13 protein-coding genes are annotated in these 16,416 nt (G+C 65.8%); 6 read left to right on the top strand and 7 right to left on the bottom strand.

Translation table 11 applies throughout. From position 1 onward, the window contains the following. Together FFS60_RS24455 and FFS60_RS24450 are read left to right on the top strand one after the other, a co-directional pair. Positions 1–759, top strand: a 759-nt coding sequence (locus FFS60_RS24455; RefSeq protein ID WP_137823426.1) for an L-serine ammonia-lyase, incomplete at its 5' end; no start/stop codon positions are given. Positions 760–1,156: 397 nt separating this feature from the next. Further along, a complete protein-coding gene (locus tag FFS60_RS24450; protein WP_028630517.1) occupies positions 1,157–2,257 on the top strand; it encodes a GlxA family transcriptional regulator in 1,101 nt (366 codons plus the stop codon). 206 nt (positions 2,258–2,463) lie between these two features. Here the strand turns inward: FFS60_RS24450 and FFS60_RS24445 are convergent, their stop codons facing one another. From FFS60_RS24445 to FFS60_RS24415, 7 genes are all read right to left on the bottom strand, one after another. Beyond that, positions 2,464–2,709, bottom strand: coding sequence for a hypothetical protein (locus FFS60_RS24445; protein ID WP_028630518.1), 246 nt, complete (start codon positions 2,707–2,709; stop codon positions 2,464–2,466). Positions 2,710–2,740: 31 nt separating this feature from the next. Further along, on the bottom strand, positions 2,741–3,520 hold the full coding sequence (locus FFS60_RS24440; RefSeq protein WP_028630519.1) for an electron transfer flavoprotein subunit beta: 780 nt from the start codon (positions 3,518–3,520) through the stop codon (positions 2,741–2,743). Then, positions 3,510–4,742 (bottom strand): electron transfer flavoprotein subunit alpha/FixB family protein, encoded by a 1,233-nt coding sequence (locus tag FFS60_RS24435; protein WP_137823425.1) that lies wholly within the window; start codon positions 4,740–4,742, stop codon positions 3,510–3,512. Before FFS60_RS24435 ends, FFS60_RS24440 begins: the two co-directional genes overlap by 11 nt. Positions 4,743–4,890: 148 nt before the next feature. Further along, positions 4,891–6,849, bottom strand: a complete 1,959-nt coding sequence (gene dgcB, locus FFS60_RS24430) for a dimethylglycine demethylation protein DgcB (protein ID WP_137823424.1) — start codon at positions 6,847–6,849, stop codon at positions 4,891–4,893. A gap of 164 nt (positions 6,850–7,013) precedes the next feature. After that, positions 7,014–9,074, bottom strand: coding sequence for a dimethylglycine demethylation protein DgcA (gene dgcA / locus FFS60_RS24425; protein ID WP_137823423.1), 2,061 nt, complete (start codon positions 9,072–9,074; stop codon positions 7,014–7,016). Between the two features lie 15 nt (positions 9,075–9,089). Next, positions 9,090–9,620: a DUF5943 domain-containing protein gene (locus tag FFS60_RS24420; RefSeq protein ID WP_028630523.1), complete on the bottom strand. Its 531-nt coding sequence runs from the start codon at positions 9,618–9,620 to the stop codon at positions 9,090–9,092. A 159-nt stretch (positions 9,621–9,779) separates the two neighbouring features. Further along, positions 9,780–10,757: a dipeptidase gene (locus FFS60_RS24415; protein ID WP_028630524.1), complete on the bottom strand. Its 978-nt coding sequence runs from the start codon at positions 10,755–10,757 to the stop codon at positions 9,780–9,782. Between the two features lie 503 nt (positions 10,758–11,260). On the opposite strand from FFS60_RS24415, the gene FFS60_RS24410 reads away from it, so the two are divergent. From FFS60_RS24410 to FFS60_RS24395, 4 genes are read left to right on the top strand one after another with little or no spacing between them, the layout of a single operon-like run. Further along, on the top strand, positions 11,261–11,743 hold the full coding sequence (locus FFS60_RS24410) for a formate dehydrogenase subunit gamma (protein ID WP_028630525.1): 483 nt from the start codon (positions 11,261–11,263) through the stop codon (positions 11,741–11,743). Next, entirely contained in the window at positions 11,737–13,296 is a 1,560-nt protein-coding gene (locus FFS60_RS24405; RefSeq protein ID WP_137823422.1) for an NADH-quinone oxidoreductase subunit NuoF, read from the top strand. The genes FFS60_RS24410 and FFS60_RS24405 overlap by 7 nt, the downstream gene beginning before the upstream one ends. Beyond that, on the top strand, positions 13,293–16,169 hold the full coding sequence (gene fdhF, locus FFS60_RS24400; protein ID WP_137823421.1) for a formate dehydrogenase subunit alpha: 2,877 nt from the start codon (positions 13,293–13,295) through the stop codon (positions 16,167–16,169). The genes FFS60_RS24405 and fdhF overlap by 4 nt, the downstream gene beginning before the upstream one ends. Next, positions 16,166–16,387 carry a formate dehydrogenase subunit delta gene (locus FFS60_RS24395; RefSeq protein WP_137823420.1) on the top strand — a complete coding sequence of 74 codons (222 nt, stop codon included), beginning with the start codon at positions 16,166–16,168 and terminating at the stop codon, positions 16,385–16,387. Before fdhF ends, FFS60_RS24395 begins: the two co-directional genes overlap by 4 nt. Positions 16,388–16,416: the final 29 nt, after the last annotated feature.

Raw genomic sequence — 16,416 nt, 5'->3', positions numbered from 1 at the left:
ATCCGTGCCGGGCTGCTGAAGCTCTGGGACGCCATGCAGGAATGCGTGACCAACGGCCTCGGCCACGAAGGCATCCTGCCCGGCGGGCTGAACGTGCGCCGGCGCGCCGCCAAGCTGCACCGCAGCCTGCAGGAGCTGGGCAAGCCGAACGTGATTGGCAGCACCATGAGCGCGATGGAATGGGTGAACCTCTACGCCCTGGCGGTGAACGAGGAAAACGCCGCCGGCGGGCGCATGGTCACCGCCCCCACCAACGGCGCGGCGGGGATCATCCCGGCGGTGCTGCACTACTACATGCGCTTCAACCCCGAGGCCAGCGAAGACGACGTGGTGAACTTCTTCCTCGGCGCGGCCGCCGTCGGCATCCTGTGCAAGAAGAACGCCTCGATCTCCGGTGCCGAAGTCGGTTGCCAGGGCGAAGTCGGTTCGGCCTGTGCGATGGCGGCGGCGGGCCTGGCGGAAGTGCTGGGGGCGACTCCGGCGCAGCTGGAGAACGCGGCGGAGATCGGCCTGGAGCACAACCTGGGGCTGACCTGCGACCCGGTGGGCGGGCTGGTGCAGGTGCCGTGCATCGAACGCAACGCGATAGCTGCGGTGAAGGCGATCAACGCGGCGCAGATGGCCCTGCGCGGTGATGGTGAGCATTTCATCTCGCTGGACCGGGTGATCCGCACCATGCGCGACACCGGCGCCGACATGCACGACAAGTACAAGGAAACCTCACGCGGCGGTCTGGCGGTCAGCGCCATCGAGTGCTGACTCGAGATTGCCCGGCGATTCCGTCACCGCCCCGCGATGGTGCGCAATGCGCCGAACGGCGGTGTGACTCGATAGTCACTGTCGGAACCGTTCGTCTGTTACTGAAGGATGTGGCCTGCGGCACGCGGTGACATCCGCCGGCACTGTCAGTGCTACCTAAGTCCCCAGGGCCCGGCAGACGCGGGCTCTGGCGGTCGCAAACAGAAAGCTTCTGTCGCTCTCGCCTAGGCCCGCTGGCACGGGCCTTGGATGCATTCGACTGTTTTTAATTGAATGACCAATCAAGTTAGGCACGACCTTTGCCTATATTTGGTATTCCCTGGTGTCGCAGTACCAGGCCATAAGAAAAAGCCTCGAAACGGGGTTCCGCTCCGTGCCTAGCCTGAGGGTTTCACTGATGTCACAGTTCAACCAAGGGGCTCAGCCCCAGAACCGTGTTCCCCAGTCCATCGGTTTCCTGCTGCTGGACAACTTCACCCTGATTTCCCTGGCGTCCGCGGTAGAACCGCTGCGCATGGCCAACCATCTCTCCGGTCGTGAACTCTACCGCTGGTACACCCTCAGCCAGGACGGCCGCCCCGTCAGTGCCAGCGACGGCCTGCAGATCACCCCCGACAGTGGCCTGGACAACGCACCGGCCCTGGACGCCGTGATCGTCTGTGGCGGTGTCGACATTCAGCACAGCGTCAGCCGTGAACATACGCACTGGTTGCAGGTGCAGGCCCGCCAGGGTCGCCAACTGGGCGCCGTATGTACCGGGAGCTGGGCGCTGGCCAAGGCCGGCCTGCTCGACGGCTTCGAGTGCAGCGTGCACTGGGAGTGCCTGGCCGCGATGCAGGAAGCCTTCCCCCGTGCGGGCATCAGCACGCGCTTGTTCTCCATCGACCGTAACCGCTACACCTCGTCCGGCGGCACTGCGCCGATGGACATGATGCTGCACCTGATCGCCCGCGAGCACGGCCGCGAACTGGCTGCAGCCATCTCGGAGATGTTCATCTACGAGCGCATCCGCAACGAGCAGGACCACCAGCGCGTGCCGCTCAAGCACATGCTGGGCACCAACCAGCCGAAGCTGCAGGAAATCGTCGCGTTGATGGAGGCCAACCTGGAAGAGCCCATCGACCTCGACGAACTGGCCTGCTACGTCGATGTCTCGCGCCGCCAGCTGGAGCGCCTGTTCCAGAAGTACCTGCACTGCTCGCCGTCGCGTTACTACCTCAAGCTGCGCCTGATCCGCGCACGCCAACTGCTGAAGCAGACCGCGATGTCCATCATCGAGGTGGCCTCGGTGTGCGGCTTCGTTTCGACCCCGCACTTCTCCAAGTGCTACCGCGAGTACTTCGGCATCCCGCCGCGTGACGAGCGCGCCGGCCAGAACGCCAACGTGGTGGCGCTGATGCCGGTGCCGGACGAACTGGTGCGCAATCCTTCCACCGCCGGCGTGGCCCTGAGCCGCGCCCAGGGAGAGTCGACCTTCGCCAGCGTGCGGGTGGTCTAAGGGGCGCGCCTTGGCGAATGACCTGCGATTTGCATTGGATTGCCTGTAGGGGCGAATTTGTTGGCCAAGCAGGCCGCAGGTCCGCCCTTCTGAGCTTGAATGGGGGCAGCTTCGCCGCCCTTGGCGATTGAAATCGCCCCTACAAAGTTTCGCTCCCACGAAAAAGGGCGCCTATGGCGCCCTTAGTCGTTTCCGGGTATCGGCTCTCAGCGCGGCACCAGGGCCGGCAGCAGGGTGCGCGAAATGGCTTCGCGCACATTGGGCAGCAGGGTGGCGCTGCCACCCAGCAGTTCTTCCACCAGGCGCCGCAGGGCCAAGGCGCGCTCCGGACTCAGGCCGCTCACGGCCTGTTCGCAGGCCTGCTCGGCAGTGACCCCCGGCGGGATGCTGATACCCAGCGCCACCAGGCGCTCTCGAAAATCTTCCTGGTCGATCAGATCGGCATGCATCATCGCGCTATTCCTCCCAAATGGTGCCGCGCGGTCAGCGCAGCACGCCTTCTTCCAGCAACAGTTTGAAGATAGCTTCGGCCCCCGCTTGCGGCGAGACGTCCTTGAGAACCTGGCCGCCGCCACCGGATGCCTTGGCGGTGGCCGCCTTCATCCGCTCGGCGCCGGTCTTGGCCTTGATCACCTTGAGCCGTTTGGGCCGTGGGCGGGCCGGTTGCAGCTGGGCCTCGGTGAACAATACATCCTCCACCAGCTCCACGTCCTCGGCCTCGATACGACCTCGACGGGCAGGGCCGAATGCGCTCTGGCGTGCGGTAGGGGCGGCGTTGTCGACGCTGGCGACGAAGGGCAGGCGCACCTTCAGCCGGCGACGCTGGCCGCGCGGCAGGGCTTGCAGCACCTGAGCCACGCCGTTATCAACTTTTTCCACTTCGGCCAGACCCACCACCAGTGGCCAGCCCAGGCGTTCGGCCAGCAGGTAGGGCAGCATCCCTGAGCCTTCGCCGGTTTCCGCCTGGCTTCCGGTGAGAACGAGCTGGGCGCCGCTCTCGCGGAGGAAGTCGCCCAGCGGCGGCAGGGCGTCGTCCTGCGCGCTCTGTTCGAGGACGATGAGGTCATCCAGGCCCATGCCCAGGTAAGCACGCAGGGCTTCCTCATGGGGATTGCCGGCGTGGACCACGCGCAGGCGCGGGCCGGCCAGGCGCAGGCCCAGCTCCACGGCGCGGGCGTCCTGGTCGGCGCGGCGTGCGCGGCCCGAGGTCGGGTGTGCGCCGATGGAGACCAGGCTGACGATCTTCAGTGCGTCATGCGGCATCGCGTGCCCCTCCCTGACGGTATTCGGTGGCCAGTTGGATCAGGGCGGCAAGAATGGCACCGGAGTCGCCGATCACTGAGAGGTCGGCGCGTTTGATCATGTCGCAGCCCGGGTCCATGTTCACCGCCACCACCTTGTCGCAGGCACCAATGCCCTGCAGGTGCTGGATGGCGCCGGAGATACCGACGGCCAGGTAGACCCGCGCGGTGACCCAGGTACCGGTGGCACCCACCTGACGGTTGCGCGGCATGAAGCCGTCGTCCACCGCCACGCGGGAGGCACCTTCGGTGGCGCCGAGGGCCACGGCGGCCTCGTGGAACAGCTGCCAATCCTTGACCCCGTTGCCACCGGAGAGGATGAACTCCGCCTCGGCCATGGGAATCTGCGCCGGGTCCACGGCCACCGGGCCGAGGTCTTCGATGCGCGCCAGGCTGTGGGCGATGTTCGCGGCCAGTTCCAGCGGACGGGCTTCATGGCGGGTTTCGCTGACCGGCTCGGCGCATTCGGCAGCGGCAAGGATCAGGCGCGGTACAGCGCGCACCAGGTCCTCGCGGCCGGCACCGGCGCGGCCGATAGCCTGTTCGTTGGCGACTTGCCAGACGCGAGTGGCCGGGCGCTCGCCAAGCTTGGCGGCCAGCCGGCGGCCCAATTCTCCGCCACCGGTGCGGCTGTCGGGCAGCAACCAGTGACGCGGGGCGAGCTGGCTTTCCACGGCGCTCAAGGCCAGCACGCGCGCTTCGGGCGCATAACCGTCAAAGGCCTCGCCCTCGATGCGCAGGACGCGGTCGACGCCAGCGGTGTCGAAGGCGGCTTCCTTGTCTTCGCCGAAGAGCACGGCAACCACCGCGCCTTCGCTACCGGCCAGCTTGTTGGCCAGGCCCAGCAGGTCTTTGTCGTGGCTGGAGAGTCGGCCACCGACCATGTCCGGCACCACGCAGATGTGGAAGGCCGGCTGCTCGACTACATGCAGCGGCAGCTGCACCACTTCGGTTGTAGCGCTGCGCTTGCCAGCGGTGCCCTGCTGGGCGCCGCTGCGGTCGATCCGTTTAAGGCCATTGGGGCCTATGAAGCCGGCGGCGATCGTGTGCGGATTCTTGCGGATGATGCCGTTGGGCCCCATCCAGCTCGTCTGCCCCTGCTGCTGCATGGCGGCATGCAGCGGGTGCAGGCGGTTGCGGGCGATCCACTCGGCACGCGGGTCGCGGCGGATGATGTCGCTCATACACAGGTCTCCATGGCTGCACGGACAGCTCCCTCTCCCTCTGGGAGAGGGTTGGGGTGAGGGATGGTTGGCGTTCTGCGGAGGCCTGAGGCTTCCCTCATCCCCGGCCCTTCTCCCAGAGGGAGAAGGGAGGCAAGCGACATGCTCATCACGCCACCTCCACGGCAGCTTTAGCCGCCGACGGCTTTTTTGCTTCCACCGTTGTCTCGATCAGTACATCCGCCACCAGTTCGGCGATGTCCTTGATCTCCGGACGCGGTGCCACAACGCCTTCGAGCATCGCGGTGCACTGCGGGCAACCCACGGCCACCAGCTCTGCACCGGTTTCCTTGATGTCCACCATGCGCATGTCCGGTATCCGCTGCTTGCCGGGGATGTCGGTGATCGGCGCGCCGCCACCACCGCCACAGCAGCGTGAGCGGAAACCGGAGCGCTGCATTTCCTTCACTTCGATACCGATGGCCTTGAGCACGTTGCGCGGCGCCTCGTACTCGCCGTTGTAGCGGCCCAGGTAGCACGGGTCGTGGTAGGTCACGCTGCCGCCCTTGTGTTGGCCAAGGTTGAGGCTGCCGCGCTGCATCAGCTCGTCGATGTAGGTGCTGTGATGCTGGACCTCGTACTGACCGCCAAGGGCGCCGTACTCGTTCTTCAGTACATGGAAGCTGTGCGGGTCGCAGGACACGATCTTCTTGAAGCGGTACTGGTTCAGCGTGGCGATGTTGCGATTAGCCAGTTGCTGGAAGGTCGCTTCATCACCCAGGCGACGGGCCACGTCACCGCTGTCACGTTCTTCCAGGCCGAGCACGGCGAAATCGACGTTGGCGGCTTTCAGGACTTTGACGAAGGCGCGCAGGGTGCGCTGGTTGCGCATATCGAAGGCACCATCGCCGACCCAGAACAGCACCTCGGCCTGTTTCTTGTCACTCATCAGCGGCAGGTTCAGGTCGGCGGCCCAGTTCAGGCGGCCACCCGGCGCGAAGCCGCCAGGGTTGTCGGTGGCGATAAGGTTCTCCAGCACCTCGGCGCCCTTGTTTGGGGTCGCGCCCTTCTCCAGGGTGAGGTGGCGGCGCATGTCGACGATGGCGTCGACGTGCTCGATCATCATCGGGCATTCCTCGACGCAGGCCCGGCAGGTGGTGCAGGACCAGAGGGTCTCGGCGGATACCAGTGCCTTGCCTTGCAGGGCGACGATCGGCTGATGCGGGCCACCGCTGTGTTCGCCCAGCGGGATGCCCGGATAAGGGCTGCCGGCGAAATTGGCGTCGTTGCCACCGGCGAGGCCGATGACCATGTCCTGGATCAGTTTCTTCGGGTTCAGTGGCTGGCCGGCGGCGAAGGCCGGGCATACCGCCTCACACTTGCCGCACTGCACGCAGGCGTCGAAGCCGAGCAGTTGGTTCCAAGTGAAGTCGGTGGGCTTCTCCACGCCCAGCGGGGCATTCGGATCGGCCAGGTCCAGTGCCTTGAGACCCGTGGAGCGTCCACCGCCGAAGCGTTCGGCGCGGCGGTGCCAGGCCAGGTGCAGGGCGCCGGCGAAGGCGTGCTTCATCGGGCCGCCCCAGGTCATGCCGAAGAACAGCTCGGACACGCCCCAGGCCACGCCGATGGCCAGGATGCCGGCGAGGAACCAGCCGCCGAAGCCTTCCGGCAGGATGCCGGCCACCGGCAGGGTGGCGATGAAGAAGCTCGCCGAAAACATCAGCAGGCTCTTCGGCAGGCGCATCCACGGGCCTTTCGACAGCCGCGCCGGCGGGTTGAGCCGACGCTTGGCGACGAACAGCGCGCCAACGAACATCAGCACGGTGGCGGCGAGCAGGGCGAAGCCGAGGATGCGGTTATGCAGGCCGAAGCCGTGCACGACGATCGCCAGCAGGGCCGACAGCACGAAACCGCCAGCCGTGGCGACGTGGGTCTTGGACATGTACTTGTCGCGCTCGACCACGTGGTGCAGGTCCACCAGGTAGCGGCGCGGCATGGCCATGAGGCCGCCAATCCAGTCGACTTTCGACGGTCGGCCCCGGCGCCACATGAAGAAGCGCTTCGCGGCACCCAGCACGGCGAGTGCCAGGGCAGCGAAGAGCAGGATGGGAAGAAGGGTGTTCAGCATTGTTGGTCTCCTTGCAGGGACCGAAAGGGGTGCTCCGAACCAGTCCCCTCTCCCTGAGGGAGAGGGTTAGGGAGAGGGGGATGCCGGAAACGCTTGAGTCGCCGGCTTGCCCTCTCCCCCCGCCCTCTCCCGCAAGCGGGAGAGGGGGCCGTCCGTGTGTGCGCTTAGAAGTCCTTGCACAGACGCAAAGCGTCGTAGATCGCCGCGTGGGTGTTGCGCTGGGCCACGCAATCACCAATGCGGAACAGCAGGTAACCGTCGCCGGGTTGGCTCAGGCAGGGCTGCGGCTTGATGGCGAACAGCGCCTCGACGTCGATCTGGCCCTTGTTGCGCGAGCCCTGCTTGAGTGCGTAGTACAGGCCTTCGTCCGGCCGTACGCCGTTCTCGATGACGACCTGGTCGACCACGCGCTCTTCCTTGGCGCCGGTGTACTCGTTCTCCAGCACCGCCACCAGCTTGTCGCCCTCGCGGTAGACCTTCTCCAGCATCAGGTCGCCGGTCATGATCACTTCCTTGGGGTACATGCTGCGGTAGTAGGTCGGGAAGGAGGTCCCGCCCACGGCGATGCCTGGCTTGATGTCGTCGGTGACGATCTCAACCTGGGCGCCTTTGTCGGCCAGGAAGTCCGCGACCGACATGCCGCCGAACTCGCAGATGGTGTCGTACACCAGGACGTTCTTGCCCGGTGCCACGGTGCCATCGAGGATGTCCCAGCTGCTGACCACCAGGCCTTCTGCAGCCCCCCAGTGCTCGTTCTGCTCGATGAACGGATGACCACCGTTGGCCAGGACGACGATGTCGGGGCGCACGTCGAGGATGGTGTCCGGGTCGGCCGCGGTGCCCAGGCGCAGATCGATTCCCAGGCGCGCCAGTTCCAACTGGTACCAGCGGGTGATGCCTGCGATCTGGTCGCGCTGCGGTGCTTTGGAGGCAGTGGTGATCTGGCCGCCAAGTTGGTCCTTTTTCTCGAACAGGGTCACGTCGTGGCCGCGCTCGGCCGCCACGCGTGCCGCCTCCATGCCAGCCGGGCCACCACCGACGACCACTACCTTGCGCTTCACGCCGGTGGTCTTCTCGATGATGTGCGGCACGCCCATGTATTCACGGGAGGTCGCGGCGTTCTGGATGCACAGCACGTCCAGGCCCTGGTACTGGCGGTCGATGCAGTAGTTGGCGCCGACGCACTGCTTGATCTGGTCGACCTGGCCCATTTTGATCTTGGCGATCAGGTGCGGGTCGGCGATGTGCGCGCGGGTCATGCCGACCATGTCCACGTAGCCGCCTTCGAGGATGCGGGTGGCCTGGTTCGGGTCCTTGATGTTCTGCGCGTGCAGTACCGGCACGTTGACCACTTCCTTGATGCCCGCCGCCAGGTGCAGGAAGGGCTCCGGCGGGAAGCTCATGTTGGGGATCACGTTGGCCAGGGTGTTGTGGGTATCGCAACCCGAGCCGACCACGCCGATGAAGTCGAGCATGCCGGTGTCGCTGTAGTACTTGGCGATCTGCTTCATGTCCTCGTGGGACAGGCCGTCCGGGTGGAACTCGTCACCGCAGATACGCATGCCGACGCAGAAGTCGTCGCCCACTTCGGCGCGCACGGCCTTGAGCACTTCCAGGCCGAACTTCATCCGGCCTTCGAAGGTGCCGCCCCACTCGTCGGTACGCTTGTTGACGCGCGGGCTCCAGAACTGGTCGATCATGTGCTGATGCACGGCGGACAACTCGACGCCGTCCAGGCCGCCTTCCTTCGCCCGGCGCGCGGCCTGGGCGTAGTTGCCGATCACCCGCCAGATTTCTTCGACCTCGATGGTCTTGCAGGTGGCCCGGTGTACCGGCTCGCGGACGCCGGAGGGCGACATCAGGGTCGGCCAGTTGAAGCCGTCCCAGCGGGAGCGGCGGCCCATGTGGGTAATCTGGATCATGATCTTGGCGCCGTGCTTGTGCATGGCGTCGGCCAGATTCTGGAAGTGCGGGATGATGCGGTCGGTGGACAGGTTCACCGAACTCCACCATTCCTGCGGGCTGTCGATGGCCACCACCGAGGAACCGCCGCAGATGGCCAGGCCGATGCCGCCCTTGGCCTTCTCTTCGTAGTACTTCACGTAACGGTCGGTGGTCATGCCGCCATCGGTGGCATAAACCTCGGCGTGGGCGGTGGACAGCACACGGTTGCGGATGGTGAGTTTGCCGATCTGGATCGGCTGGAACATTGCTTCGAATGCCATTTCCCGAGCCTCGCCTTACAGAGGTTTGACGATGAACAGGCCGTCGTCGTGGCCTTCTTCCGAGCCGCTGTACAGCTGCTCGGCGACGGTGCGCACGCTGCTGCCGCGGGCCTGGAGAATCTGGTCCATGGCCCCGGCGAACCAGCCGGTGAACATGTAGTCGACCTTGCGGCCGACCTTGCCGTAGACGTAGACGAAGGCGGAGTGCTTCAGGCGGACCTGGGCGGTGCCCTTGTCCAGGTCGATGGATTCGATCTGGAACAGGCCCCAGCCGCGTTGGGACAGGCGCTTCATGTAGTGCTCGAACACCGCCACGCCTTCCAGGCCATGGCACTCGGCTTCTTTCTCGCACCAGTGCCAGGCGGACTTGTAGCCGGCCTTGTAGAGGATTTCGGCGTAACGCTCCGGGCCCAGCTCGGCTTCGATGCCCATGTGGTTATTCACGAAGAAGTGGCGCGGCACATACAGCATGGGCAGGGCGTCGGTGGTCCAGACACCGGTTTCGCTGTCGACTTCGATGGGCATTTCAGGGGCGTGTTTGGCCATGTTGTTCTAGCTCCGGAATTCGCTGAGGCCCGGCTTGGGGCCGAATTAACCCCCTCTCCCTTGGGGAGAGGGTTAGGGTGAGGGTTCAAGGGGGTAGGAGCGGGATTCGACGTCCCTCACCCCCGGCCCCTCTCCCAGTGGGAGAGGGGAGAAGGGCGCTTACTCGCCCCAGACGTCCTTGAGCACGCGTACCCAGTTCTCGCCCATCACCTTGCGCACCACGCGCTCGGGCATGCCGCGTTTAAGGAGGGTCTCGGTGAGGTTGGGGAACTCGCCCACGGTGCGGATGCCCAGCGGGTTGACGATCTTCCCGAAGTTGGTCAGGCGGCGGGCGTAACCCTTGTCGTGGGTCAGCCACTCGAAGAAGTCCTGGCCATGGCCCTGGGTGAAGTCGGTGCCGATGCCGATGGCGTCTTCGCCCACGATGTTCATCACGTACTCGATGGCTTCGGCGTAGTCGTCGATGGTCGAGTCGATGCCCTTGGCGAGGAAGGGGGCGAACATGGTCACGCCGACGAAGCCGCCGTGGTCGGCGATGAACTTCAGTTCTTCATCGGACTTGTTGCGCGGGTGTTCTTTCAGGCCGGACGGCAGGCAGTGGGAGTAGCAGACCGGCTTCTTCGATTCGAGGATGACTTCCTCGGAGGTCTTGGAGCCCACGTGGGAGAGGTCGCACATGACGCCGACGCGGTTCATCTCGGCGACGATCTCGCGCCCGAAGCCGGACAGGCCGCCGTCACGCTCGTAGCAACCGGTGCCGACCAGGTTCTGGGTGTTGTAGCACATCTGCACGATGCCCACGCCGAGTTGCTTGAACACTTCCACGTAGCCGATCTGGTCTTCGAATGCGTGGGCATTCTGGAAGCCGAAGAGGATGCCGGTCTTGCCCTGCTCCTTGGCCTTGCGGATGTCGGCGGTGGTGCGCACGGGGATCACCAGATCGCTGTTCTCACGGATCAGCTTGCTGCTGGCGGCGATGTTGTTCACCGTCGCCTGGAAGCCTTCCCAGACCGACACGGTGCAGTTGGCCGCGGTCAGACCGCCTTTGCGCATGTCTTCGAAGAGTTCACGGTTCCACTTGGCGATGATCAGACCGTCGATGACGATGCTGTCGGCGTGCAGTTCGGCTGGGCTCATCAGGCTGTCCCCTGTTATCCATGCGCCGAATCTTCTGCCGGCGCTTTGGGGGGAGCATATCCCCGGGGGATTCGGCGCTATCGCGCAAAAGCGACCGGGGTATTGCCGAAAGCGTCAAGCCGGTCGCGAATGGGCAAGCCGGGTTCGGAAGGGGCGCATTCCATGGGGCTGGGCGAGCCCACAAGTAATCCCGCGGTAACCGCAGGTCCGCCCCTCGCCAACCTTCTGTCCGAAGCACCTATAAAGAAGGAGCGAGCGTTCAATTTTCCCCACCCGTCAGCCAAGGTCGGTTTCAGGACGCGAAGGGTCGTTGGGGTGCAATTTCTGAACGGCGGGGATGGCAAGCTCCCCGAATGCCCCGGGCTAGTGCGCGTAGACGCCCGGCCGGGATGCAGGGACGGCCACCAGCAAGGCCACGCCTCCGTGACGTGGTGGGTGAGTCGCAGCCGAGACCTCCGGACGACCGGTTTCAGCCTGTCGTTCGTGAAGCAGAGGAACGCTGTATGCCTGATGAGACGCTTCACCTGCCCCTGATCCACAGCGTGTTGGAGCGCGAGAAGGACACCCCCGGTGCCCTGCTGCCGATCCTCCACGCCATCCAGGAAGGCGCCGGGTACATTCCCGACGTCGCCATTGCCGAAATCGCCCACGCCCTCAACCTCAGCCTGGCCGAGGTGCGCGGGGTGGTCAGTTTCTACCACGACTTCCGCACCACGCCGCCGGCGCGCCATATCCTGCGCCTGTGCCGCGCCGAGTCTTGCCAGAGCATGGGCGCCGAGCGCCTGGCTGCGCAGCTGCGCGAGCACCTGGAGCTGGACGACCATGGCGCCAGTGCCGACGGACGGATAAGCCTGCGGCCGGTTTATTGCTTGGGGGCCTGCGCTTGCTCGCCGGCCCTTGAGCTGGACGGTCAATTGCATGCGCGGCTCACCCCCGAGCGTCTGAGTGCGCTGGTGAAGGGTTGCCTGGAGGAAGGCTCATGCTGAGGCTGTGCATCCCCTGCGATTCGGTGGCCCGTGCCGTAGGTGCCGACGAGCTGGCCGAGGCCGTGGTCCGCGAAGCCGAGCGCCGGCAGCTGCCGATCGAACTGCACCGCACCAGCTCCCGTGGCCTCTATTGGCTGGAGCCGCTGCTGGAGCTGGAAGCGCCTGAAGGCCGCCTTGGTTTCGGTCCGTTGACACCTGAAGACGTGCCCGCCCTGATGGATGCCCTGCAAGGTGATGCCAGCGCCCATCCGCAGGCACTGGGGCCGGTGGAGGAACTGCCCTATCTGAAAAGCCAGCAGCGTCTGCTGTTCGCCCGCGCCGGCATTACCCGGCCGCTGTCCCTGGACGACTACCGCGACCAGGGCGGTTTCGAGGGACTGACCCGTGCCATTGCCCTGAGCGGTGAGGAAACCGTCGCTGCCGTGCTGGATTCCGGTCTGCGCGGCCGGGGGGGCGCTGCCTTCCCGGCGGGCATCAAGTGGCGCACCGTGCGTGAGGCCAAAGCCGGACAGAAGTACGTGGTCTGCAACGCCGATGAAGGCGACTCCGGCACCTTCGCCGACCGCATGTTGATGGAAGGCGACCCCTTCCTGTTGATCGAGGGCATGGCCATCGCCGGCCTCGCGGTGGGCGCCAGCTTCGGCTACGTCTACGTCCGTTCCGAGTATCCGCAGTCGGTCGAAACCCTGCGCGCAGCCATCGAGATCGCCCGCGAAGCCGGTTATCTCGGCGCCAACGTCGGCGGCAGTGGCCGTGCCTTCGACCTCGAGGTGCGGGTCGGCGCCGGTGCCTATATCTGCGGCGAGGAAACTGCACTGCTGGATTCGCTGGAAGGCAAGCGCGGCGTGGTCCGTGCCAAGCCGCCGTTGCCGGCGCTGGAGGGCCTGTTCGGCCTGCCGACGCTGGTGCACAACGTGCTCACCCTGGCCTCGGTGCCGGTCATCCTGGCCCGAGGCGCGCAGTTCTATCGTGACTTCGGCATGGGCCGTTCGCTGGGTACCATGCCCTTCCAGCTGGCCGGCAACGTCCGCCACGGCGGCCTGGTCGAGCGCGCCTTCGGCCTGACCCTGCGGGAACTGGTAGAAGGCTACGGCGGTGGCACCGCCAGTGGCCGGCCGCTGAAGGCCGCCCAGGTGGGCGGGCCGCTGGGTGCCTGGGTGCCGCCGTCGCAATTCGATACGCCGCTGGATTACGAAGCCTTCGCCGCCATGGGCGCGATGCTCGGCCACGGTGGAGTGGTGGTGGCCGATGACAGCCTGGACATGGCCCACATGGCGCGCTTCGCCCTGCAGTTCTGTGCCGAGGAATCCTGCGGCAAATGCACACCCTGCCGGATCGGCTCCACGCGCGGGGTGGAAGTGGTCGACCGCCTGCTGGCGGCCACCGATGCCGAGGCCCGCGAAGAGCAGGTGCTCCTGCTCAAGGATCTCTGCGACACCATGCAGTACGGCTCGCTCTGCGCCCTCGGCGGCATGACCTCCTACCCGGTGACCAGCGCCCTCAAGCATTTTCCTGCCGACTTCGGTCTGAAGACCCCGGAGGCCGACCAATGATCAATCTCTTCGACCCCGCCAGCGACATCGACCTCGGCACGCCTGCCCGCGAAAGCGAGGTGCAGGTCAGCCTGAGCATCGACGGCCGCGAGATCACGGTGCCGGCCGGCACCTCAGTGATGCGTGCCGCCGCGCTGCTCGGCACCACCATTCCCAAACTATGCGCCACCGACAGCCTGGAAGCCTTCGGCTCCTGCCGCATGTGCCTGGTGGAGATCGATGGCATGCGCGGCTACCCGGCGTCCTGCACGACGCCTGTCACAGAGGGCATGGTGGTCCACACCCAGACGCCCAAGCTCGCCACCCTGCGGCGCAACGTGATGGAGCTGTACATCTCCGATCACCCGCTGGACTGCCTGACCTGCTCGGCCAACGGCAACTGCGAGCTGCAGACGGTCGCCGGCCAGGTGGGCCTGCGCGAAGTGCGCTACGGCTACGACGGCGCCAACCACCTGGACGAGCAAAAAGACGTTTCCAACCCCTATTTCGACTACGACCCGAGCAAGTGCATCGTCTGCAACCGCTGCGTACGCGCCTGCGAGGAAACCCAGGGCACCTTTGCCCTGACCATCAGCGGACGCGGCTTCGAGTCCCGCGTGGCAGCGGCCGGCGGCGAGAACTTCCTCGACTCCGAATGCGTGTCCTGCGGCGCCTGCGTGCAGGCCTGCCCGACCGCCACGCTGATGGAAAAGAGCGTGGTTGAGATGGGCCAGCCGGAGCGCAGCGTCATCACGACCTGCGCCTATTGCGGCGTCGGCTGCTCGTTCCGCGCCGAGATGAAGGGCGACCAGCTGGTGCGCATGGTCCCGGACAAAAACGGCCAGGCCAACCACGGCCATTCCTGCGTCAAGGGACGCTTCGCCTGGGGCTACGCCACCCACCCGGACCGCATCACCAAGCCGATGATCCGCAAGCAGATCGACGATCCTTGGCAGGAGGTCAGCTGGGACGAGGCGGTGACCTACGCGGCCAGTGAGTTCCGTCGCATCCAGCTCAAGTACGGGCGTGATTCCATCGGTGGCATCACCTCCAGTCGCTGCACCAACGAAGAGACCTACCTGGTGCAGAAGCTGGTGCGCGCCGGGTTCGGCAACAACAACGTCGACACCTGCGCCCGCGTCTGTCACTCGCCCACCGGCTATGGCCTCAAGCAGACCCTGGGCGAGTCGGCCGGCACCCAGAGCTTCGACTCGGTGATGCAGGCCGATGTGGTCCTGGTGATCGGCGCCAACCCCACGGACGCCCACCCGGTGTTCGGCTCCCAGCTCAAACGTCGCCTGCGCCAGGGTGCGCGACTGATCGTCATCGACCCGCGCCGCATCGACCTGGTGGATTCCCCCCATGCTCGCGCTGAGCTGCACCTGGCGCTGCGGCCGGGCACCAACGTCGCCATGCTCAACGCCCTGGCTCATGTGATCGTCACCGAAGGACTGGTCAAGCAGGACTTCGTCGACGCGCGCTGCGAACCGGTGGACTTCGCCCGCTGGCGCGACTTTGTCGGCAAGCCGGAGAACTCGCCGGAGGCCATGGGGCCGGTCTGCGGTGTGTCGCCTGACGATATCCGCGCGGCTGCCCGTCTCTACGCTACCGGCGGCAACGCGGCGATCTACTACGGTCTTGGCGTCACCGAGCACAGTCAGGGCAGTACCGCCGTGATGGGCATCGCCAACCTCGCCATGGCCACCGGCAATATCGGCCGCGAAGGTGTCGGCGTGAACCCGTTGCGTGGGCAGAACAACGTCCAGGGTTCCTGCGACATGGGCTCCTTCCCGCATGAATTGCCGGGCTACCGCCATGTCTCCAACGACACGGTACGCGCCCAGTTCGAACAGGCCTGGGGTGTGACCCTGCAGCCCGATCCGGGCCTGCGCATCCCCAACATGTTCGAGGCGGCCCTCGGTGGCACCTTCAAGGCGCTCTACTGCCAGGGCGAGGACATCGCCCAGAGCGATCCCAACACCCAGCACGTCACCGCCGCTTTGTCGGCGATGGAATGCGTGGTGGTGCAGGACATCTTCCTCAACGAAACCGCCAAGTTCGCCCATGTGTTCCTGCCGGGCAGCTCCTTCCTGGAGAAGGACGGCACCTTCACCAACGCCGAGCGGCGCATCTCCCGCGTGCGCAAGGTGATGGACCCGCTGGGCGGCAAGGCTGACTGGGAAGCCACCGTCGCCTTGGCCAACGCCCTGGGCTACAAGATGGACTACAAGCATCCGTCCGAGATCATGGACGAGATCGCCCGGCTGACGCCGACCTTCACCAAGGTCAGCTACGCCGAACTGGACCGCCATGGCAGTCTGCAATGGCCGTGCAACGAGGCCGCCCCGGATGGCACCCCGACCATGCACATCGAGGCGTTCGTGCGTGGCAAGGGACGTTTCATGCTCACCGGCTACGTGCCCACCGAGGAGAAGGTCAACAACCGCTACCCGCTGCTGCTGACCACCGGGCGCATCCTCAGCCAGTACAACGTCGGCGCCCAGACGCGGCGTACCGACAACGTCGCGTGGCACGAAGAGGACCGCCTGGAAATCCATCCGACCGACGCGGAGAGCCGTGGCATTCACGAAGGTGACTGGGTGGGTGTGGGCAGTCGCGCGGGGCAGACGGTGTTGCGCGCCCGGGTCAGCGAGCGAGTCGCGCCGGGGGTGGTGTACACCACCTTCCACTTCCCCGAATCGGGGGCCAACGTGATCACTACCGACAACTCCGACTGGGCTACCAACTGCCCGGAATACAAGGTCACCGCCGTGGAGGTCACGCGGGTCTACCAGCCTTCCGAATGGCAGAAACGCTATCAGGAGTTCAGTGACGAACAGCGGCGCCTGCTCAAGGAGCGCCGCAGGACCGAGAAAGCCGAGGTACGCCGATGAGCACCGACAACCTGATCAAGATGGCCAACCAGATCGCCCAGTTTTTCGCCACCGAGCCGGACAAGGACCAGGCGGTGAAGGGAGTCCGTACCCACCTGCAGAGCTTCTGGACGCCGGCCATGCGCATCGAGCTGATGGCCTGGCAGGTGGAGCACCATGGAGAGAACCTGCACCCCCTGGTGCAGGAGGCGCTGGCGGAGCAGGGGAGGGCGGTGTAGCGCTGCGCGCCCGCAGCTTGCGGCAAAAC

Source organism: Pseudomonas sp. D(2018) (assembly GCF_005502555.1).
Taxonomy (GTDB): Bacteria; Pseudomonadota; Gammaproteobacteria; order Pseudomonadales; family Pseudomonadaceae; genus Metapseudomonas; species Metapseudomonas resinovorans.
This window is presented reverse-complemented; position numbering and strand designations above follow the sequence as displayed.